Source organism: Streptomyces sp. NPDC045968, assembly GCF_056430475.1.
The window spans coordinates 1-22,471 of the sequence record NZ_JBWKLF010000020.1; the positions used below are offsets into that span (position 1 = coordinate 1).

Annotated in this window: 12 protein-coding genes; 4 read left to right on the forward strand and 8 right to left on the reverse strand. The window is 71.8% G+C overall.

The annotated features are described in order from the left end of the window. The first annotated feature begins 134 nt into the window (after positions 1-134). Entirely contained in the window at positions 135-1,880 is a 1,746-nt protein-coding gene (locus AC07FA_RS33630; protein ID WP_479080141.1) for a 3-hydroxyacyl-CoA dehydrogenase family protein, read from the forward strand. Positions 1,881-1,924: 44 nt separating this feature from the next. On the opposite strand, the gene AC07FA_RS33635 is transcribed toward AC07FA_RS33630, so the two are convergent. Beyond that, positions 1,925-4,582 carry a helix-turn-helix transcriptional regulator gene (locus AC07FA_RS33635; RefSeq protein WP_479080142.1) on the reverse strand — a complete coding sequence of 886 codons (2,658 nt, stop codon included), beginning with the start codon at positions 4,580-4,582 and terminating at the stop codon, positions 1,925-1,927. Between the two features lie 518 nt (positions 4,583-5,100). Between AC07FA_RS33635 and AC07FA_RS33640 the strand changes: the two genes are divergently transcribed. Both AC07FA_RS33640 and AC07FA_RS33645 read left to right on the forward strand, forming a co-directional pair. Continuing rightward, positions 5,101-5,859, forward strand: coding sequence for an AfsR/SARP family transcriptional regulator (locus tag AC07FA_RS33640; RefSeq protein WP_479080143.1), 759 nt, complete (start codon positions 5,101-5,103; stop codon positions 5,857-5,859). Positions 5,860-5,987: 128 nt separating this feature from the next. Beyond that, a complete protein-coding gene (locus AC07FA_RS33645; RefSeq protein WP_479080144.1) occupies positions 5,988-7,181 on the forward strand; it encodes a cytochrome P450 family protein in 1,194 nt (397 codons plus the stop codon). A gap of 23 nt (positions 7,182-7,204) precedes the next feature. On the opposite strand, the gene AC07FA_RS33650 is transcribed toward AC07FA_RS33645, so the two are convergent. Next, positions 7,205-8,812, reverse strand: coding sequence for a succinic semialdehyde dehydrogenase (locus AC07FA_RS33650; protein ID WP_479080145.1), 1,608 nt, complete (start codon positions 8,810-8,812; stop codon positions 7,205-7,207). 215 nt (positions 8,813-9,027) lie between these two features. Here AC07FA_RS33650 and AC07FA_RS33655 point away from each other — a divergent pair, with 215 nt between their 5' ends. Then, the gene (locus tag AC07FA_RS33655; protein WP_479080146.1) at positions 9,028-15,057 is read left to right on the forward strand and encodes a type I polyketide synthase; all 6,030 of its coding nucleotides are present in this window, start codon (positions 9,028-9,030) and stop codon (positions 15,055-15,057) included. Between the two features lie 102 nt (positions 15,058-15,159). On the opposite strand, the gene AC07FA_RS33660 is transcribed toward AC07FA_RS33655, so the two are convergent. The 6 genes from AC07FA_RS33660 to AC07FA_RS33685 form a co-directional block, all read right to left on the reverse strand. After that, positions 15,160-16,914: a beta-ketoacyl synthase N-terminal-like domain-containing protein gene (locus AC07FA_RS33660; RefSeq protein ID WP_479080147.1), complete on the reverse strand. Its 1,755-nt coding sequence runs from the start codon at positions 16,912-16,914 to the stop codon at positions 15,160-15,162. Continuing rightward, positions 16,898-17,626 (reverse strand): 4'-phosphopantetheinyl transferase family protein, encoded by a 729-nt coding sequence (locus AC07FA_RS33665; RefSeq protein ID WP_479080148.1) that lies wholly within the window; start codon positions 17,624-17,626, stop codon positions 16,898-16,900. Before AC07FA_RS33665 ends, AC07FA_RS33660 begins: the two co-directional genes overlap by 17 nt. Positions 17,627-17,651: 25 nt before the next feature. After that, positions 17,652-18,449: an enoyl-CoA hydratase/isomerase family protein gene (locus tag AC07FA_RS33670; protein ID WP_479080149.1), complete on the reverse strand. Its 798-nt coding sequence runs from the start codon at positions 18,447-18,449 to the stop codon at positions 17,652-17,654. Further along, positions 18,449-19,816, reverse strand: a complete 1,368-nt coding sequence (locus AC07FA_RS33675; protein WP_479080150.1) for a protoporphyrinogen/coproporphyrinogen oxidase — start codon at positions 19,814-19,816, stop codon at positions 18,449-18,451. The genes AC07FA_RS33670 and AC07FA_RS33675 overlap by 1 nt, the downstream gene beginning before the upstream one ends. Before the next feature lies 1 nt (position 19,817). Continuing rightward, positions 19,818-20,855: an alpha/beta hydrolase family protein gene (locus AC07FA_RS33680; RefSeq protein ID WP_479080151.1), complete on the reverse strand. Its 1,038-nt coding sequence runs from the start codon at positions 20,853-20,855 to the stop codon at positions 19,818-19,820. Positions 20,856-20,954: 99 nt separating this feature from the next. After that, positions 20,955-22,457 (reverse strand): coproporphyrinogen-III oxidase family protein, encoded by a 1,503-nt coding sequence (locus tag AC07FA_RS33685; protein ID WP_479080152.1) that lies wholly within the window; start codon positions 22,455-22,457, stop codon positions 20,955-20,957. Positions 22,458-22,471 lie beyond the last annotated feature (14 nt).

Genomic DNA, 22,471 nt, shown 5'->3' on the forward strand with positions numbered 1-22,471 from the left:
AAGGTCGGCGTCCTCGCCCTCGCCCCCCGCGAAGGCCTGGGCGTCCGCGACCACGAACTCCGCGAGCAGCACATCGACGCGATCAACCGCTTCCGCCCGGCACCGACGGAGCCGAAGGCACAGGAGGCAGGGCGATGAACCCGTCAGTGGTAGGCGTCGTGGGACTGGGATCGGTCGGAGAGCCCCTGCTGCGCGCGCTGTACGCGGCCGGCCATGATGTCGTCGGTGTCGACACCGACCCGGACGTCGTGGCACGGGTGGACCGGCGGATGAAGGCCGCAGCGGCGGTCGAAGAGCCCGGTGGCGGCCGCTGTTTCCTCACGACCGACCTGGCGGCGACGGCCAGGGCCGACGTCGTCATCGAGGCCGTGCCCGAGGACCTGGCGGCCAAGACGGAGACGCTCCGCCGGATCGGCGCCCTGTGCGCGCGGCACACGGTCCTCGTCAGCACCACCGCCGCGCTTCCCCTCGTACGGCTCGCCGCCGCATCCGGCAGGCCGGACCGGACCCTGGCACTGCTCCTCCTGCGGCCCCCTGCCTCGGGGACCGCTGTCGAGGTGGTGACCACGGCCATGAACCGCGCCGAGGCCGTCGCCGTGGTCAACGGCCTGACGGCATCGCTCGGGCTGACTCCGGCGACGGTCGGGGCACGCGCGGGCGACGACGCGATCACCTCGGTGTACCGCTTCCTCAACCGCGCCGTGGCCATGATCGAGGACGGATACGCCGACCGGGACGCCATCGACACCGCGATGCGGCTGGGCTGCGGTCAGCCGCTCGGACCCCTGCGGCTCCTGGACGAACTGGGCCTGGACCACGTGCATTCCACGCTCACGGACCGGTGGGAGCGCACCGGCGACGCCACGTACCGTCCCGCGCCGCTGCTCGGCTCCATGGTGGGGAGCGGGGCGCTGGGCAGGAAGACCGGACAGGGCTTCTACCGGTACGACGAGACCGGCGCGCCCGACGGCACGGTGCGTGCTCCGTCCGTGCCCGGCGCTCTCCGGGAGGGCGGTGGCTCCGGCACCACGGGCATCGGACTTGTCGGCGTCGTGGGCTCGGGCACGATGGCCCGGGGGATCGCGGAAGTCGCCTCGGTCGCCGGGCTGCGCACGGTCCTCGTGGCCCGCAGCCCGGGGAAGGCGGACGCGGCGGTGGAGGCGATCGCCGCATCGCTGACCCGCGCCGTACGACGGGGCAGGGTCACACCCGGGCAGAAGGCGGCAGCGCTCGGGCTGGTCGAGGGCACTGACAGCTTCTCGGCGCTGGGTGACTGCGACCTCGTGATCGAGGCGACTGCGGAGCAACTCCCCCTGAAGCAGTCCGTGTTCGCGCGGCTGGGCGCCGTGTGCCGGCCGGGTGCTCTGCTGGCGACCACGACCTCCAGCCTGTCCGTCGCGGCCTGCGCGGACGCCTCAGGGCGGCCCCAGGACGTACTGGGTCTGCACTTCTTCAACCCGGCGCCCGCGATGAAGCTGGTCGAGCTGTCCCGCACGGCCACGACCGGGGACGAGGCGGTCACGGCCGCGCGGGCCTTCTGTGCTCGGCTCGGCAGGACCGCGGTCGAGTGCGAGGACAGGGCCGGCTTCATCGTGAATCACCTGCTCTTCCCCTATCTCGGTGACGCCGTCCGATCGCTGGACCGCCACGGCAGCTCGATCGAGGAGACCGATGCCGCCGTGGAGCGGGGATTCGGATATCCGATGGGGCCGTTCACCCTGCTGGACACCATCGGCCTCGACGTCTCGCTGGCCATCATGCGGCGCCTGCGCGCGGAGTTCCCCGGACCGGACTTCGCCGTGCCGCCCGTCCTCGAAGAGCTGGTCGCCGGTGGTCTGCTGGGCCGCAAGAGTGGTCAGGGGTTCCGCTGCTGGGCGTAGGGGAACGGGGTTCCGTGGCCCCGGCCCACGGAACCCCGCCCGGGCTACTTGCCGCTCCGGGCCGGTTTCCCGCTCGTCAGCAGTCCCATGATCACGGGAAGGTCCGACCTCCCCCGGATCTCGAGCTTCTGGTACGTCCGTGTCAGATGCTGCTCGACCGTGCTCGTCGTGACGAACAGTTCCTCGGCGATCTCCCGGTTGGTGCACCCCTGGGACGCCAGCATGGCGACCCGCTGCTCGGCCCGGCTGAGGACTTCGACGCGCCTGGAGCCCAGCCTCTGCGTGCCGTCCCGGGCATCCCGCAGTACCGTCCCGGGCCACCTGGTCCGGTCCTGCAACACCCGCCTCGCCTGGACCGGCACCCGCGTGCCGCCGAGCCGTTCGAACCGCGGCACCGGCTGCTCGCGCGGAGGCCGGCCGTCCGTCCTCGGCTTCGCGCCCGACGCGACGAGCAACTGGTCGGCCTCCCTCTCGTGCCCGAGCCCGATCAACGCCTCAGCGGCGTACACCTGCCAGCTCAGCGACACCGAGGAGTTCAGATCCCACGCGGCCATCAGGTCACGGCAGGCGTAGAAGTCGCCGAGGGCGGCCTGGTACCGCCCGACCGACAGGAGGTACCTGCCGCGCGCCTGTAGGTACTGCAACCCCGGCACCGTCTCGAACATCGCGTCGGGCAAAGGGATTCTGAAGCACTCCGCCGCGCCCTCGCGGTCGCCCTGCGCCGTGCACGCGAGCACCTTGGCGGACAGGGGGATGCACAGCGCGATGCCCCATGCCGCCGGGCTCAGCAGGTTCAGCGCCTCGTCGGCCCGCCGCCTGGCCACATCGAAGTTTCCGAGCCGGGTCTCCACCGCGGCGCCGGCCGCGGCGAGGATCGCCCGGACGGTGGGTGACCGGTGGTCGGCGTCCCGGTAGAGCACGTCGCACCACTCGGCGGCCTCGTCGAGCCACGCGGCGTCGAACAGCGAGGTCAGGGCCGCGCCGGCGGCCGCCACGGGCGGGTCCTGGAGGGCCATGCCCTGGAGGAGCCGCGCGGCGGTCTCCGCGACGCTGCTGACAGGACCCTCGGACCGCAGGGTGCGCAGAAGCAGCGCCCCTTCCGACTCCGGGTCGACGGACCTCGGAAACGGGTCCGACATCGCACTGCCGAGTGCGCTGGAACCGGCGTAGCGCGCTCCCAGAGCCGGATAGACATAGGCGAACCAGATCCGCAGGGTCTCCAGCCGGGTCCTGGACTCGCTCACCAGCTGATCCTCGACGACGTCGAGATCCGCGAACACCTCCGCCGCCTCCTGGGGCTGCCCGTGCCACAGGAGGTGGCCGACCAGCCGCATGCTGTGGCGCGGCTCCAGAAGGCCGCAGCGGTGGTCGTCCAGCATCCTGCCGAGCTGGTGACGGACGGCGCCAGGGTCCATCTCCCATTCCGCCTGAGCGAGTTCGGAGCGGATCGCGGCCAGTTGCCGATCGTCCCTGCACGCGTCGTGCGCCGCCCGCAGCAGTGTCACGGCCCCTTGCGCGTCGTTGTCGCGAAGGGCCTGCTCGGCCGCGTGCAGGAGCGTCGGGAGCGCCCAGCTGTCGTCCACCGGGCCGCCCGCCGCCAGATGATTGGCGACCACCGCCGACGCCGCCCCGTCCTCGTACAGCAGGCGCGCGGCCTCGCGGTGCAGCGCGGCGCGGTGGGCGGGGGCCACGTCGGCCAGCACGGTCGTCCGGGCCGCCTCCAGGTTGTAACGCCCCTGGCTGGTCAGCCCGATGGTGTCCAGGACGGCGATCGCGGGTGTGGCACCACCGCCGGCCAGGTTCATCAGCCGCTCGACGCGGGCCGGTGTCGCCGCCTCGCCGAGCAGCGCGAGACCGTGGCCTATGTGGCGTACTGAGTCGCTCACCTGGCTGACCAGGTACCGGACCGCCAGTCCGAACGCCTTTCCCGCGACCGGCGTGGACCCGAACCCGTCCGCTGTGGCCGTCTGCCGGTCCGTCAGCAGCGCCTGCAGCAACAGCGGGCTGCCTCCCGAGGCGCGCTGCCAGGCGGACAGCATCCCGAGGGCGCCCTCCGGCCGGGCCGCCTGCCGTGCGATCGAGGACCCGACGCACTCCTGCGACAGCGGCGTCAGATGGACCAGAGCGCACCGGGGGTTCCGGACGAACTCGGCCGTCAGGGTGGAGGCGGCCTCCGGGACCTCGGCGCACTCACCGAGAACGATGAGGACGCGCGAGAGTCCCACCCGTCGTATCCCGTACAGCAGACAATGTAAGGAGGCCGGGTCGATCTCGTGGGTGTCATCGACCGTGATGACGACGGGTTGGCGCTCGGCCAGCCGCCGTATCACCCCGTGGATCGAGTCGATCACCGCGATGGCCTCGGAGGGCGGCAGCCGGGAGGAGTCCCAGTACTCGGCGGGAAACCGCTGAGCGGCCTCCACCAACCGTGCCAGTTCGGCGGCCTGACTGGGCGGCAGACCGCCGGCGCCCGTCAACTGGCCTATCACGCCCATCGGCACGTCGCGCTCCGCACGCGAGGCGACACCGGTCAGAACCAGCGCGCCTGCCGCCTCGGCGTGGGCCTGGACGTCACGGAGCAGAACGGTCTTGCCCATCCCGTGTGCGCCTGCGACGAGCACGGCCCGGCCTTCACCCCCGGCCGCGTGCGCGGCCATGCCCTTGAGGACTTGCCGTGCACGCGTGCGATCCAACAGATCCATAGAGTTGCCCCCGTGTCATTCGCAAAGCTTGGACCGTTGATCAACCTACCTTGGAAGCTAAGGCAAGTGCCGGGTTCCCGCTCGCAGCTTCGTTGCTGCAACGGCCGGTGGGACTGCATCCAAAATCGAACATGTGGACGAGTCGGCATGCAAAACCTACCTACCGCGCTTCGCGGCCACAATGCACTTGAGGAAACCTTGAGCTCGATCCGCCATCGAAACGTCACGGACACAGTTCGGCCGAATCAACGATTTCAGACAACTTTGGCCATAGGACGTCGCGTTCGTCCCCTGCCCCCTCCGGCCGGGCGCTCCGTCGGTGAATCCACGACTCCTCACCGCCAAGAAGACCGGAAGTCTTCGGACAAAGCGGGAGGACTCACGACCCTGAAATCGCCCCTTCGGGGTTGTTCGGGCCACTGGCCTCTGGCAGCATGCGATCCCGGTCAGCTGTCAGCAGCCGAACGACACGGGGGGAAATAGGCACTGTGAACGTTCAGTTCCACATATTAGGACCGGTGGAAATCACCAAAGGCATCCACTCGATCACCCCGCAGCCCGCGAAGATCAGATCCCTTGTGGCGTTACTCTGCGTGAAGTCCGGGACCGCCGTCTCCAGGGACTTCATCATCAACGCCCTCTGGTCGGGAAACCCTCCGCGCACGGCGCGTACAGCGCTCCAGGTCTACGTCTCCAAACTCCGCAAGCACCTCGACACGCACGCGGGACTCGCCGGCCGGCTGATCACCAGACCGCACGGCTACGTGCTGGAGCTGGGGGCCTCGGAACTGGACCTCCATGCCTTCGAGTCGCTGGCCGGCCTGGCCAAGTCGGCTGCCGCCGCCGGTCGTACGGACGAGGCGCTGGCGAACTGGAGGTCCGCGTGCGACCTCTGGCGGGGCCCCGCCCTGGCCGATCTGCGGGGGCTTCCGGTGTTCGAGAACTTCGCCCGGCAGCTGGACGAGCAGCGTATCGACGCCCTGGAGCAGCGGATCACCCTGGAGCTGAGTCTGGGCCGGCATGCCGGCATCATCAGTGAACTCCGCGGTCTGGTCGCCGAATACCCCCTGTGGGAGGACGTCCATTCCCAGCTCATGCTCTCGCTGTACCGGAGCGGCCGGGTGGCGGAATCGCTCCAGACCTATCACACGGTTCGCGACGCGCTCGTCCGGGAACTCGGCCTGGAGCCCGGTGAGCGCATTCAACGGCTCCATCAGTCGATCCTGGTCCGCGATCCGTATCTCGACGCGAGGCCCGTGCTTTCACCGACCGGCTGACGAACTCCCGTCCGCCGGTCGGGGTTCAGCGGTGCCAGAACCTGCGAATTCCCGGAATCCTTAATTCCGGGAAACAGGGCTCTTATAAGCGGTCGCAGCTTCTCACTCACGTGTCTAGAGTGCTCCGCATGACCAAGATCGTGGATCTCACCGCGCACGGTGCCGAGTTCACCGCCGACCCCTATCCGCTCTACGCGAAGTTACGTGAACTCGGCCCCGTGCACCGTGTGCTGACGGACGAGGGCGAGCAGTGGCTCATCGTCGGGTACGACGCCGTCCGGGCCGCGCTCACCGATCCCCGACTGCACAAGGACTGGCGGCGCAAGTCCCGTCCCAACTCGGACAACGACCGGGTGTCACCGATCGACGCCAACCTGCTGGAGACCGACCCGCCGGACCACACCCGGCTGCGGAAGCTGGTGGCCAAGGCGTTCACCGCGCGGAGGATGGCCTCGCTCCAGCCACGCATCCAGGAGCTCACCGACGAGCTGGTCGACGAGCTGGCGGCGAGGCCGGACCGCCGGGCGGACCTGGTGGACTCCCTCGCGTTCCCGCTCCCGATGACCGTGATCTGCGAGCTGCTCGGCGTCCCCGAGCTGGACCGCGAGGCCTTCCGCGGATGGTCGAACGACTTCGTCGCCCCGACCTCCCCGGCGTCCGCGGCGGCCGCGGTCGCCGCCATGGAGACGTACCTCGACGAGCTGATCGAGGAGAAACGATCCTCGGCACTGGCCGACGACCTGCTCAGCGCCCTGATCAGGACCCGCGCCGAGGACGGTGACCGGCTCTCCCACAACGAGCTGATCGCCATGGCCTTCCTGTTGCTGGTCGCCGGGCAGGAGACCACCGCCAACCTGATATCCGGCGGCCTGCTCTCGCTGCTCCGCAATCCGGCACAACAGGCGGCGCTCCAGGCCGACTTCTCGCTTCTCGACGGCGCCGTGGAGGAGATGCTCCGCTACGACGGCCCGGTCGAGACGTCGACCTTCCGCTTCACCGAGGTGGACATCGACTTCGCCGGGACGGTGATTCCCGCGGGTGCGATCGTACGGGTGGTGCTCGCGGCCGCCGACCGCGATCCGTCCCGCTTCCCGCTGCCCGACAGCTTCGACATCCACCGTTCCCCCCAGTCCCACCTCGCGTTCGGCCATGGCGTCCACTACTGCATCGGCGCCCCGCTGGGACGGCTGGAGGCCCAGATCGCCATCCGTACGCTGCTGGAGCGCTGCCCCGGGCTGACCCTGGACACCGACCCGGCGGCGCTCGACTGGCGTCCCGGACTGCTGATCCGGGGGGTGCGGCGGCTGCCGGTGCGCTGGTAGGCATCCAGGGCGCCGCGCTGCCGTCAGCGCAGCCGGAGCTGCTTCAGCAGCCGCAAGCTCCTCGTCATGAAAGCGGCGTAGCCGGCGCCCTCGACCTTGACCGGGCCGAGGGCGAACGGCGCCATGGGCAGGAGCCGCTGCTGGGCGATGGTCTGCGACTCGGTGAAACGCTGGATGCCCTCTGCCCCGTGCCGGCGGCCCAGACCCGAGTTCTTCCGGCCGCCCATCGGGGACCCGACGCTTCCGAAGGCGGAGGCATAGCTCTCGTTCACGTTCACCATGCCGGTCCGCATCCGGGCCGCGAAGGCCCGTCCGCGGGCCCCGTCCCTGGTCCAGACGCTCGCGTTGAGGCCGTAGTCGGTGCCGTTGGCGAGCTCGGCGGCCTCGCCCTCGTCGGCGAACCGGTAGACCGAGACGACGGGACCGAACGTCTCCTCCGCGAAGACCCGCATGGAGGCGTCCACCCCCGACAGGACGGTGGGTTCGTGGAACAGCGGTCCTATGTCCGGCCGCGGACGCCCGCCGACGACCACCTCGGCCCCCTTCGCCACCGCGTCCGCCACGTGCTCCCGCACGGTCCCCAGCTGCTGCCTGGACACGAGCGAGCCCATGTCCGGACCGTAGGAGAGACCCGCGCCGAGCCGCAGCGCTGCCGTACGCTCCGCGAAGGCGGCGAGGAACTCCCCCGCCACAGCCTCGTGCAGATAGAGCCGCTCGATGGACATGCACAGCTGCCCGGCGGAGGCGAAGCAGCCCCGGAGCGCTCCGTCCACCGCCCGGTCGAGATCGGCGTCCTCGAACACGATCATGGCATTCTTGCCGCCGAGTTCGAGCGAGCAGCCGACGAGCCGGCCGGCCGCCTGCCGGCCGACCTCGCGCCCCGTACGGGTGGAGCCGGTGAAGCAGGCGTAGTCCGCGTGCTCCACCACGGCCCGGCCGACGACCGGCCCCTCGCCGATGACGGTGGCCCACACCTCCCGGGGCAGACCCGCCTCCACCAGCAGCTCCCGGACCCAGAGCGTGCTCAGCGCCGACTGCGTATCGGGCTTGGTCACCACGCCGTTGCCGGCCGCGAGCGCCGGCAGCGCGTCGCTGACGGTGAGCGCGAGCGGGTAGTTCCACGGGACGATCTGGCCGACCACCCCCACCGGGTGACGCACCTCCGCCGTCCTGGTGACCCCGGGGATCGCCCCGCCCCGGCGCCGTGGCCTGAGATAGGAGTGCGCCGCCCGGCCGTAGTGGCGGGCCACCACGACGGACGCGAGGACCTCCTCCAGAGCGTGCAGCCGCGTCTTCCCGGTCTCCAGCTGGACGAGGTCGAGGATCTCCTCCTGGCGTGCGAGCAGGAGGTCGTGGAACCTCAGCAGCACCTGGGCGCGGCGCCGTACCGGGACGGCCGCCCACTTTTCCTGTGCCTCCCGCACACCGGCGAAGGCACGGCCGACGTCCTCTGCCGAGGACTCCGGTATATCGGCGAGTTTCCGCTCGTCGAAGGGGCTGCGGCTGAATGTGGAACCCGTTCCATACACGTCCCGGACGAGACGGTTCACCAATGCCCGGTCACACACCCAATCCCCCACGCCGGTCCGCTCGGAGAGGGGTTCGGAAGAACTGCTCGTGCGGTGAATCATCGCTCTCCGATCGGCCGTGCCTGATCCCGGAAATGCTCCCTGCGCAACCGAAAACCCTACCGCACGAAAGGCCGGCAGGTCAGCGGACCGACCGCCGAAATGCCATACGGCATCGGGTTCCTGGCGGACCGTTAGTCAGGCTTTAGTGACGCTTTGGCCTGCGCTCCTAACCTGAGGGCTGGGCACGCCCGCAGTGCGGTACAGAGGAGGGCTTTGTGAGCACCACCCCGTCCGAGCTGGTCGCCGCCGACCTGGTCGCCATTGTCGGAATGGCAGGAAGATTCCCACAGGCACCGGATCTGGAAGCGTTCTGGGAACTGCTCATCAAGGGTGGCGACGCGGTGATCCCGGTTCCGCGGGAACGCTGGGACCCGGACCGGGTAATCGACCCGACACGGGAAATCCAGGGGGTCGGCGGATTCATCGACGGGGTCGCTGAATTCGACGCCGAGTTCTTCGGGATCTCACCGCGCGAGGCCGAGGTCCTTGACCCGCAGCAGCGGCTGATGCTGGAGACCGTCTGGCACACCCTGGAGGACGCCGGCGAGGTGGCCGCGGGAATCCGCGGCTCGCGCACCGGGGTGTACGTGGGCGGGCTCTGGCACGACTACGAGCTGCTCCGCAAGGACAGCGCCGGCGGCGCGACCCAGCACAGCATCGTCGGCAACTCGCTCGACATCCTCTCCGCCCGGCTCTCGTACTTCCTGGGGCTGACCGGCCCCAGCCTGACCATCGAGAGCAGCTGCTCCTCCTCACTCGTGGCGCTCCACCAGGCCTGCCAGGCGTTGCGGTCCGGTGAGGTGGAGGCGGCGCTGGTCGGCGGATCGAACCTCATGCTGACCCCCGAAGTCACCGTCGGGCTCACGCACTTCGGCGGTCTGTCACCGACCGGCCGCTGCCACGCCTTCGGCGCGGGCGCCGACGGCTTCGTACGCGGTGAGGGGGTCGCCGCGGTCTACCTCAAGTCGTACGAGCGCGCCCTGCGCGACGGCGACCGGGTGCGCGCGGTGATCGCCGCCAGCGCGGTCAACAACGACGGTGGCGGGGAGAGCCTGGTCACCCCCAACCCGCAGGCGCAGCGCGAGCTGCTGCGGCGGGTCTACGGCACCGACGGCGTACCGGCGGAGCGGCTCGCCTACGTCGAGGCGCACGGCACGGGCACCGTGCGCGGTGACGCCGCGGAGGCGGGCGCGCTCGGGGAGGTGCTGGGAACGGCCCGCACCGGCGGTCGGCTGCACATCGGCTCCGTCAAGACCAACATCGGCCACCTGGAGCCGGCCGCGGGGCTGGCCGGGCTCTTCAAGGCGGTGCTCGCACTGGAGCACGGCACCGTCCCGGCGAGTCTGCACGCCGAGGAACTCAACCCCGACATCGACTTCGACGGGCTGAACCTGGCCGTGGCGAGGGAGCCGCTGCCCCTGGAGCCGGACAGCCTGATCGGCGTCAACTCCTTCGGCTGGGGCGGCACGAACGCGCATGCCGTCGTCGCGCTCCCGCCCTCGGCCGAGCCGGTGACGGAGCCCGCGAAGCCGGCCACGGAGCCCTCCGCCGCGCCCTTCCTCGTACCGCTGAGCGGTCACAACGCCCAGGCGCTGGCCCGCCGCACCGAGCAGGTCGAGGCGCGGCTGAAGTCCGGCGCGTCCGCCCGGGAGACGGCGCAGGCGCTCGCCTGGCACCGCGACCACTTTCCGGAGCGCCGTGCGCTGCTCGGCCCCGGGCTGACGGAGGCGGTGACGGGCCGGGCCCGGGAACAGGGCAAGGTCGCGTTCGTCTTTCCGGGCCAGGGTGCGCAGTGGGCGGGCATGGGCGCCGGCCTGTACGGGCACGACGCCGCCTTCACCGAGACCATGGACCTGTGCGCGGAGGCGCTCTCCCGCCATGTCTCCTGGGACGTGCGCGACCTGGTGACCGGCCGCGCGGACCTGACGGGCGTGGACCGGGTGCAGCCCGCGTTGTGGGCCACCTCGGTGTCACTGGCGGCGGCGTGGGAGCGGGCGGGCGTACGCCCCGATGTCATCGTCGGCCACAGCCAGGGCGAGATCGCCGCCGCCACCGTCTCCGGAGCTCTCTCGCTGGCGGACGGCGCTCTGGTGGTGAGCAGACGCAGCACCCTGCTGCGGCAGGTCGCCGGTCAGGGCCGGATGCTCGCCGTGGACCTGGACCCGGCCGGTGCGCAGCAGGCCCTCGCGGGCTTCGAGGGGCTGGTGGAGCTGGCGGTGCACAACGGACCGCGGTCCTGTGTGCTGGCGGGTGACACCGACTCGGTGCTGCTGCTGAAGGAGATCCTGGAGGCCGACGACGTGTTCTGCCGGCTGGTCGACGTCGACTACGGGTCGCACAGCCCGCAGATCGACGCGATCGGACCGGCCATCCACGAGGCGCTGGCCCCGGTGGTCCCGCGCGCCGCGCATACGCCGATGCTGTCCACCGTCGGCCTGAAATGGCTCGACGGCACCGAGACCGGCGCCGGGTACTGGGCGGCCAACCTGCGCAGCAGGGTGCGGTTCGCCGAGGCCGTGGACCAGCTTCTCGACGACGGCGTCAGCCACCTCGTCGAAATCAGCCCGCACCCGGGGCTCGGCACCGCGCTGCGGCAGCTCGGCTCCGGCCGCGAGGAGCCGCCGGTGGTGCTGGGCACGCTGCGCCGCGGCGAGGGACGGCCCGAGGACCTGGTCCGGGCGTTCGCCGAGGCGTACGTGTCCGGGTTGCCGGCCTGCGGTCCGCGCCCTGCCCGGCGGCCGTCCGCGGTGCCTCCGCCCTACCCGTTCCAGCGCGAGCGCTACTGGGTACGACAGGGGCTGCAGCCCTCCTCGCGCGACGGGCGGCTGGAACTGCGGCTGGCCCCCTCCACGGCGAACGGCCTCTGGGAGGACGCCGTCGGGCTCACCGTCCAGGACCATCCCTGGCTGGCCGACCACCAGGTGCACGACGCCGCGCTCTTCCCGGCGGGCGGCTATCTGGCGCTGATGCAGCACGCGCTGCGCGACCGGGCGGAGGGCCCTCTCCTGCTGCGGAACGTCGACCTGTCGGCGGCGCTGACGGTGGGTGAGGAGCCGGTGCGGCTCGGCGTGACCTGGCGCCCGGGCGCGGGCTCGGCGGGCATCCTGACGGCGGCCTCCGGCGGCGAGACCGGCTGGACCCGGCACTGCCGGGCGGTGGCCTCCTGGGGCGGACCGCCGGTTGCCCATGCCTTCCCCGGACATCTGCTCGACGGTGACCACCTCTCGGCGGAGGAGTTCTACCGGCGCTGTACGGAACGGAGCCTGGCCTACGGTCCGGCCTTCCGCTCGGTGACCGGCGCCCGGCTCGGCGACGGCGAGGCCCTGGTCTCGGTGGAGCTGCCGGGCGGAAGTCCCTCGGGGCGGCTGGCGGGGGCGCTCCACCCGGTGCTCTGGGACGCGGTTCTGCAGGCCGCCCTCGTGGTGAGCGACGGCCCCTCGCTGCCGGTCGCGATCCGCTCGGCGGTCCTCGACGCGGTCGACGCACCCGCCTTGTTGGTCCATGCCCGGCGTGGGGAGCGGGGCTTCGAGCTGACGGTGTTCGACACCGCGCACCACCAGGTCGGCCACTTCGACGGCGTGGTCCTCGCGGATCTGCCGGTCCGCGGGGACGACGACGACCTGGTCCGGAACGTGTTCCGCACACGGTTCGCACCGCGGCCGAGGGAGACGGGTGACCCCGGCCCGGTGGTCGTACGCGGGCGGGCGGAGGCCCTCCCGGAGGTGACCGGCCCGGAGAATCTGGCCGCGGCCGGCACGGTGGTCTTCGTCGCTCCCGAGGACGGCCGGCAGGGACTCGCCGAACTGACGGATCTGGTACGCCGCTGTCTCACCGAGAACCCCTCGGTTCGGCTGGCGGTGGTGGTCCGGGACGGCGACCCCGGAGCCGGGCTCTACGACGGATACGTGGCCGTGCTGCAGGCGGAACACCCGCAGCTCGGCACCCGGCTGATCACGGTCGACGCCTTTTCCCCGGAGGTGCTGGAGGAGCTCGGTGCCACCGAGGACCGGGTCGCGCTGCGGGGCGGTGAGCGCCTCGTCGGGCGGCGCGTCCGCGGCGGGGCGCCGGCCGCTCCCGCGCCGCACCGCACGGGTGCGGGAGTACAGCCGTACCGGCTGGGCATCTCCCGGGCGGGCAGCCTCGACTCGCTGTGTGCCCTGCCGCTGGACCGGGCACCGCTCGCCGATGGGCAGGTGGCGGTGGACGTGGCGGCCGCCTCGCTCAACTTCATCGATGTGATGAAGGCGCTGGGCGTGTACCCGGACACCTCGCCGGACCGCGACGTCCTGGGGCTCGAATGCGCGGGCACCGTGGCGGCCGTGGGCCCCGGGGTGACCGGTCTCGCCGTGGGCGACCAGGTGGTGGCGTGCGGCTTCGGGGCGCTCGCCACGCAGGTCACGGTGGACGCCCGGCACGTGCTGCCGGTACCCGCGGGGCTCAGCCTGCCGGAGGCGGCCGCGCTGCCCATGGTGCTGGTCACCGCCTGGTACTCGCTCGTCCACCTGGCACGGCTGGAGCCGGGCGAGACAGTACTCATCCACTCCGCCACCGGCGGTCTCGGCCTGGCGGCGCTCCAGATCGCGCGGCGGGCCGGGGCCGAGGTGATCGCCACCGCGGGCACCCCGGAGAAGCGGCACCGGCTGCGCGAGCTCGGGGTGCGGCACGTCTTCGACTCGCGTGGACTGGACTGGGCCGAGGGTGTGCGCGAGGCGACCGGCGGCCGCGGTGTGGACGTCGTGCTCAACTCGCTGTCGGGCGCGGCCATCCCGCTCGGCCTGGAGGTACTGGCCGAGGACGGCCGGTTCATCGAGGTCGGCAAGCGGGACATCCACGACGGGACCTCCGTCGAGCTCGGCGCGTTCAAGAAGTCGGTCTCCGTCAGCGCGGTGGACATCGCCGGTCTGCTGCGGCGGCGCCCCGAACGGTTCGCGCGGGCGCTCGGCACGGTCTGGGAGCTGGTGCGGACCGGGGAGCTCGCGCCGCTCCCCGTACGGACGTCGCCGTTCGCCGAGGCGGCGGCTGCCTTCCGCACGATGTCGCGGGGTGAACACATCGGGAAGCTCGTGCTCACCCACCCGTCGGACGGCATCGCGGTGAGGCCCGAGCCGCTGCCCGGTGGCCGGTTCCGCGCGGGGGGCACGTATCTGATCACCGGCGGGACGGGCGCCCTCGGCATGTCGCTGGCGGAGTTCCTGGCCGCCTCCGGCGCGGGTGCGATCGCCCTGCTGAGCCGTTCGGAGCCGGGTGAGCCGGAGCGGATCGAGGCGCTGCGTGCGACCGGCACCCAGGTCGAGGTGTGGTCCGCGGACGTCACGGACGCCCAGCGGATGCGGACCGTGCTGACGCAGATCCGGGCGACGATGCCGCCGCTGCGCGGGGTCTTCCACGCGGCGGGCATCCTCGACGACGCCACCGTGGAGCGGCTCGACCCCGCGCGTACCGACCGGGTCCTTCGCCCCAAGGCCGACGGCGCCCGGGTGCTGCACGAGCTGACCGCCGCGGACGGACTGGATCTGTTCGTGCTGTTCTCCTCCGCCGCGGCCTTCGTCGGCACCGCGGGCCAGGCCGCCTACGCCGCGGCCAACAGCAGCCTGGACGCGCTGGCTCGGGAGCGCCGCAGGGCCGGGCTGCCCGGCCTGAGTGTGCAGTGGGGGCCGGTCTCCGGGATCGGCCTCGCGGCCCTCGACGCGGCGCGCGGCGGCCGGCTCGCGGACCGTGGCATGGGCAGCGTGACCGCCGAGGAGTGCTGGCTGGCGCTGCGCCGGTTCATCGAGACCGACGAGGACGTGGTCGCGTACGTGGCACTCGACGTACAGCGCTGGCTGGAGACCTATCCGGCCGCCGCCGCGCTGGCGAGCTGGCAGCAGCTCGCGGAGACGGACGGGCCCGCCGCGGAGACCGGCCTGTGGAACGTGCCCCCGGAGCACCGGCGCGAGTTGGTGGAGGAGCTGGTGCGCGCCGAGGCCTCGCAGGTGCTGCGCATCTCCTCGGACCGGCTGGCCCGGGACGTACCGCTGAGGTCGCTCGGCATGGACTCGCTGATGTCGCTGGAGCTGCGCAACCGGCTGGAGGCCGCTCTCGGCCTGCGGCTGAGCCCGACGCTGCTGTGGAAGTACGGCAGCCTCGCGCGCCTCGGCACGGCGCTGTCGGAGCTGCTGGACCAGGCGAGTGAGGGGCCGGCGGGGCCCGCCCCGCAGGAACCGGCCCCCGCGAGCACGGTTCCGGCCGAGCCGGCACCGGCGTGATCCGGTAGCCGTCCGGACACGTCAACAGGTGCGAGCCCCTCCCGGGGCTCGCACCTGTTGACGGGCCCCCGGAAGGCCGGTGGTGACCCCGCGTCACATGCCTCAGGCCGTGGGGAGCGGGCGGATGGAGTGGGTACGCCGCTCCCAGGGGTACCCCGGCAGCGAGACCACCGCGCGACCGGTGTCCGCGACCGGCTCCGGCAGCGGGTCGTCCGGCTTGAGCTGCTGTATCCGGCCGTGTTCCGCGCCCGCGGCCAGCGCGGTCAGCGCCTCGCGGGCCTCGCGTACACCGTCCGCGGTGATCCACACGGCGTGCCGGAGGCGGGTGCGGCCGTGGGTCGCGGTGTGTGCGAACGCCGGGTAGCCGACGTCCGGGAGCCGGTCCTCGTAGTGGGCCGCCAGGGTGCGCAGTGCCGATTCCGTGTGCGCGGACACCAGGAAGCCGCTCGGAGCCCCGGTGTGCGGGGGCGGGGTGTGCTCGTACGGCGAGAGCACCGCATGGGCGTTGGTCCCGCTCATGCCGAACGAGCTGACGCCCGCGCACCGGCCCGCGGACGGATCCCAGGGGACCGCCTCCCGTGGCACGGTCAGCCCGTCGCCCAGCTCGATCCTCGGGTTCAGCGTCCCGAACCCGGCCTGCGGCGGAATCCGCCGGTGCTCAAGGCACAGCAGCGCCTTGAGGAGCCCCAGCACACCCGCGGCCGCCTCGGTGTGCCCGAGGTTGGACTTCACCGAACCGACGTGCCAGGTACGGCCGGTCGTGCCCAGCGCCATCCGGGCGGCCGCCAGCTCGATCGGGTCGCCCAGCGGGGTCCCGGTGCCGTGGGCCTCCAGGTAGCCGATGTCGGATGCGGTGAGTCCGGCGCTCTCCAGCACGGACTCGATGAGCCGGGCCTGCGCCAGCATGTTGGGCGCGGTGAAGCCTGTGGAGCCGCCGTCGTGGTTGACGCCGGTGCCTTCAAGTACGGCGAGAATCCGGTCCCCGTCCCGCTCGGCGTCGGCCAGCCGCTTCAGCACCAGCACCCCGCAGCCCTCACCTCGTACGAACCCGTTGGCCCGCGCGTCGAACGGACGGCAGCGGCCGTCCGGGGAGAGCGCCGAGGTGAGCTGGATCTCCGTCGTCGAGCGGGGGGCGAGCACCAGGTTCACGCCCCCGGCGGCGGCCACGTCGCAGTCGCCCGCGGCCAGCGCACGGCATGCCTGATGCACGGCGACGAGCGAGGAGGAACAGGCCGTGTCGATCGCCAGCGCCGGGCCCTGGAGGCCCAGCGTGTGGGCGATCCGGCCGGCCGAGAAGCAGTGCCCGTTGCCGATCAGCCACGAAGGGCTCGGGTCGTCCGTCGCCCAGGTCCGGTAGTCCTGGCCGGTGATGCCGACGAACACCCCGGTCCTCGCGGCGACCGCCGCCGGCGCGATGGCCGCGTCCTCGAACGCCTCCCACGTCACTTCCAGCAGCAGCCGGTGCTGCGGGTCCATGTTGCGCGCCTCCCGGGGGGAGATGCCGAAGAAGTCCGCGTCGAAGCCGAGGACGTCGTCCAGGTAGCCGCCCCGGGAGAGCAGGCCGTCCCAGGAGCCGGCGACCCGCCGCTGGTCCGGGAGTTCACCGGTCAGGTCGCGGGCCTCCAGCAGGGCCTGCCAGTACGTCTCGCGGTCGGCGATGCCGCCGGGTGCGCGCAGCCCCGCGCCGACGACGGCCACCCGCTGCGTGCTGCGCGCGGCGTCCAGCTGGGCGCGGAGCGAGCGGATCGTCTCCATGGCCCGGCGCAACGGAGCGGCGGCTTGCGCGGCGCTCCCGGAGGCGTTCGCGGAAGCCCTCCCGGGGGCGTTCTCGGTAGCGTTCTCATCGGTGGGCGACATCGGAGGATGGCCTTTCCCTGTGGTCGTGCTCGGTCGGACTCAGCGGCGTGGGAACCATGCGTACGCGGGCCCCCGCCGCGCGTACGGCCACGGCGGCGAGGTGGCCCGGGGGCGCCGGCACGTCGTGCACCGTCCAGCCGGCGGCCGGGCCGAGTTCCGCGGGGAGGTGCACGATCGGTACCACGCCGCCGCCGCGAGGCCCCGGGGCGCCCACGTCGCCCCCGGGCTCCGGGGCGCCCGCGGGCCCGAGTGCCGTGCCGACCCGGTCCAGCAGGGCGGGGACCCCGCTCCCCCACGCCTTGAGCACGGCCTCCTTGCGCGTCCACAGCCGGCAGAAGGCCTCCGGCCCAATCCGCTCCGGAAGCCGTCGCCACTGTGCGAACTCGGTGGCGGACAGACACCCCTGTGCCAGCGCCTCCAGGTGCGTGCGCTCCCGCACCCGCTCCACGTCCAGGCCGACCGGGGCGGCCTCCGACACGGCCAGTCCGGCGACGCCGTCCGAGTGGCTGTAGCTGAGGTGCACGGTGCGGCCGCGAGCGGTGACGAACGGCTTGCCCCCGTCGTCCCGTTCCCAGCGCAACGCGCGGGGCGGCACGGCGAGCCGACGGGCGACCACACCGTGCACCCAGCGCCGGGTGGCCTCGCGCACCCGGCGTTTGGTCTCCTGCGGCATCCGGCCCGGCGGGTCGGCGCACAGGCGGGTGAACCACACCTGCACCAGAGGGCCGTGCCGGCCGTCACCGGCCGACGAACTCAGGGGACTCTCCCGCGAACAGGGCGCCGATGCCGGTCCGCAGGTCGGCGGAGACCGCCCCGGCCGCGAACGCCCTGCTCTCCGCCGTCAGATGCTCCTCCAGCGAGGAGCTGAGGCTGGAGTCGAGCAGGTGCTTGGCACTGCGGATGCTGTGCGGGGCGGCGTCCGCCAGCACCGTGAGCCGGTGCAGCGCGGTGTCCAGCAGTTCGTCGGGCTCGGTGACGGCGGACACCAGCCCCATCCCGGCGGCCGCCCGGGGCCGGATCACCGGCTGTTCGAGGAGGAGTTCGAGGGCACGTGCGTAGCCCACGATCCGGGGCAGGAACCAGGCCATCCCGCCGTCCGTGGAGGCGCCGATCGCCCCGTACGCGAAGTGGAACACGGCCTTGCGGGAGACGATCCGCAGATCGCAGGCGAGGGCCAGGGACATCCCGGCACCCGCCGCCTGTCCGTTGACCGCGCCGAGCACGGGGCACGGGAGCGCGCGCAGGTTCCGTACGGCGGCGGAGAGCATTCCGGTCAGCTCGTCGCTGTAGGCCGCCGAGTCGATCGCCGGATCGTCGAGCCGCTCCCGCATCTCTCGCAGGTCACCGCCCCGGCAGAAGTCCTTCCCCGCGCCGGTGAGCAGAACCCCGCCCAACCCGGGTGTCTCCAGCAGCTGTTCGGTCACCGCGCGCAGCTCGATGAGCAGCGCGTGGTCCATCGCGTTGCCCGCGTCCGGCCGGTTGAGCGTCACCACCGCGACGGTGCCCCGGGTCTCCAGCAGCACCAGATCAGCCATCAGCGTCCCCCGGACCGGGCGCCCAGCCGGGCCAGCAGCACGTCGGTGCGCTCGTAGGCCGCGCGGAAGCACGCCTCGATGGAGGCGCCGCGCAGATAGTCGCCGGTCAGCGCGAGGCCCTCGAAGGGCTTCAGCTCCTGGTCGATCCGCCGGACGGTGGCGCTGTGGTACCGGCTGTAGCCGACATAGGCGTGCTCCCAGCGCTTGGTCACCGCCCGGACCCGGTTGACGCCGTCGAGGTCGAGGTGTTTCGCCAGCTGCTCCTCGGCGAGGTCCAGCAGTTCGGCGTCCTCCCGGTGGGCCGCACGGTAGGCACGCCCGCTGAAGGTGTAGCGGATGATGTGGCGGTCGTTGATCCCGTACGCACCGGCGTTGCTCAGCGGGCTGTCCGCGGGCTGGACGACGGCCCGCACCTGCTCGCCGAAGACCGGCCGGTCGTACTCCGCGAGCACCACCGCCGCGGGGAAGTAGTTGATGCCTCTCAGCTCCGCGGCCAGCCCCGCCGACAGCGGTTCGAGCAGCGCCGAGGCGGCAGGCCCGGGCAGGGCCACCACGACGGCGTCGTGGCCGGTCCGGACCTCCTCGCCGCCGCGCTCCCGCGCGACCACACCGGTCACCCGCCCGCCGTCCACGTCCAACGCGGTCACCCTGGTGCTGCTGCGTACCGTGATCTGCTTGGCGAGCTGGGCGAACAACTCCTCGAAGCCGCTGCTCAGTTGCTCGAAGGTGTCCAGCACCATCCCCAGGTGCGTACCGAAGCACTCCAGGTGCACTTCGTCGGCCTCGGCGCCGTTCATCCGGACCGTCAGCGAGCGGACCAGCTTCTCCTGGATGCCCTTGCCGAAGTACTCGGACAGCGGCGGGTCGCCGGCCTTCCGGGCGATCCGCACCAGGTCCGGGCCGCCGCAGAAGCTGTTCTCGCGGCGGCTGCGGATGACTCGTACGAGCCGCAGCATCCGGTAGATGTCCCGGGCGGGCAGCTTGCGCAGCAGCTGGAAGATGCTGGAGAAGCGGCGGGTGCTGTCGATGGTGCGCAGCTTGCCGCCCTCGCTGCGCGCGGAGTTGATGCCGAAGAACTCGTAGTCGTCGGCGCCCAGGGCATGGGTGAAGTCGCGGAAGTTCGCGTACTTGCGGCCGATGTTCTTGCCGCCCGCGGTGAGCGTGCGGGGGCCGACGGGTACGCCGGCCGAGCGGCCGCCCAGCTCCTCCTGGTCGTCGTAGAGGGTGACCGAGGCGCCGGCGGAGTGCAGACGCCATGCCGCGGCGATGCCGGACCAGCCACCTCCGACCACGGCTATGTCGGGCCCGTGGCCCTTGCGCTCGTCGACCGGCTCTGCTCCGGGCGCCGGTGTGGTGCCTGCGGTCACCTCAGTGTCCTCCTTCGTCGGGGCGGCCGTTGCCGGCCGGGTCCTGCCGTGTGTTCTGCCGGGCTGCGCCGCCCTGCGGGGTGGTGAGCGTGCCGGAGATCCACTCCGCGATGTACGCGCTCAGGCCGTCGCTGTGCCGGACCCAGCGGAAGTGGTCCAGCCGGCGTCCGCCGGCGAGGGCCTCGGTGTAGTGCCACCGGCTCACCGGAGCGGCCGGGATCTTCCGCAGCAGATGGTCCGTCGCGCCCTGCGGCGCCAGAATGTCGTTGTCCACGCCGACCGCGAGGACGGGAAGCTTCAGCCGCGCGAGCGCCGCCTCGTAATCGGTGCCGCTCCCCCGCAGCGTGTATCGGCCGGTGCGGCCCTGCCGCGCCCAGTCCCGCATCACCGCCGTGGCCTGGGTGCCACCGAAGCCGAGCCGTTCCCCCGGCCAGTAGCCGAGCACCAGCGCGAGCGCCGCGAACAGCTGACTGCCGACCAGGTTGCGGAGCCCGCGCACCGAGCCGAATCCCCGCCACCAGACGGACCCGGCTGCCGTCAGCACGACGGCGTGCACCCCGGCGAGCCCGGTCGCGCTGCTGAGCAGCGCGAGCTGGCCGCCGAGGCTGTGTCCGACGAGCACCACCGGCGAACGCGGGAGCTCCGCGGAGACCGCACGGACGACCGCGGGGAGGTCGTCCTCGACCGTCTCCCGGTAGCCGTACGCCACTCCGCGGCGCGCCACCGGGGTGCTGTCGCCCTGGCCACGCAGATCCGTGACCGCCACGTGCAGCCCCGCCCGGTGCAGACGGCGGGCGAAGGGGGCGTAGAACCGTGCCCGCGCCCCCATCGCCGGGACCACGAGCGCCACCGGGGCGTCCGGCCGCTCCGCACGCAGCAGCCGGACCACGAACTCGGCGCCGCCCGACGACCGTACGCGTACGGACTCCTCGGACTCCCAGTCCTGCTCCGGGCCCGCCGTCGCCGGTCCCGCACCGTCCGCCCGCGCCTGCTCCGGGATCGCCTCGTCCGGTGCGGTGTGTCGCTCCTGATCCGTCATGTTCGTGCTCGTCCTCTCATCGATGCCGACGCCGGGCCCCGGGGAACCCGGGGCCCCTCCGTGGCCGGTGGGGAAGGAGCGGGTGTCCGTGGACCGATGTCACTTCATCAGCTTGGGGTACAGCACGTCGTTCTCCTTGATGAAAACGGTCTCCTCGTTGACCTGGAAGCGGTCCTCCCGGTCGAAGTTCTCCTTCGTCTCGGTCAGATGCTCGATGAGGACCTCGCCCTGGGTGTTGAGGGCGTGGCGCAGGTAGTCGGTCTGCAGGTTTCCGTGCCAGATCACGCCCAGCTTGGTGACGCTGAACTTGTCGCCCTCGTCCTCGATCACGTTCCGTTCGAGGTGGCCGTCGATGACGTTCAGGACCCGCTCGAACACCTCCGGCTCGACCTTCTCGCCGAAGTCGGCCAGGTAGCTCTTGTCCAGCTGCTTGAAGCGGGGGAACATCACCATGACCCGGTCCAGGACCCCGTCGTACCCGATGGACTGCAGGGTCTCGGTCGAGGCACCGTGCTCGTCGACGTTCTTCTGCCAGTCGTCGACCTTCTCCGGGTTGACCGAGACCATGTCCCGCAGGTTGCCGCGCGCGGCGCAGCCGATGCCGATGATGTCCTGGCGGGCACAGTGCGCCGTCTGGTACTGCGACGGCTCCGGGCTCTTCGACCAGGTCTCGGCGATGGTGTTGTGGTAGCCCTTCTCCGTGAGGAAGTCGTACAGGTGCTCACGCATGGAGAGCAGCTGCCAGGGGCTTCCGGGCTGCGCGACCCGGCCGTCCAGGATCATCTTGTGAAGCGGCCGGTACGGCAGGTAGATCGTGGTGAAGAGGTCGATCTCGCTCGGGTCGTAGCAGCTGACCAGCTCCGCCAGCTCGTCCTGGAAGCCGACCAGGGACTGACCGGGGAGGTCGTACATCATGTCGACGCAGGTGTCGGCGTCGAAGCCGATGCTGCGCATGCGGTCGAAGACCGCGTCGACGTCCTCGCGGGTGTCGTGCCGGCCGATCTTCTTGTGGATCACCGGGTCGAGGGTCTCGACGCCGAAGGTGATCCGGTCCCAGCCGTGGTCCTTGAGGACGTCCAGCAGCCCCGGCCTGCGCAGGGTGCGCGGCTCGCCGGTGAAGCTCTTCTCGATCGAGTCGTAGTTCGGCACGACCTTGCTCAGGTGCTCGCTCAGTCGCTCCACCGCGGAGGTGGGCAGCGTGGAGGGGCTGCCGCCGCCGATGTAGATGCCGGTGAACGTGCGCTCCTGTACGTACGGCTGGCGCATGTACCAGTCGATTTCCTTGATCAGGTAATCGGTGTACGTCTCCAGGCGCTCCGAGTCCTGCTTCGGATAGTGGAACCGGTTGAAGTTGCAGTAATGGCAGAACGATTTGCAGTACGGGACATGGATGTACATCATGATCTCGTCATTGATGTTCCCGCCCGGGTTCTGCAGGCTGTGGATGTTCTCGATCACTTTCTCGCGCGGGACCTGGTTCCAGTCCATCGTCGCGAAGAGCGGCATGATGTAGTGCGACGCGGTTATCACGCCGTCGAACGGAACGGGCTGCGAAGGGTTCTCACCCAGGTAGTACGGCTCGGTGGGCCTCGAATGCGACACTGCTGCTCCCTCGG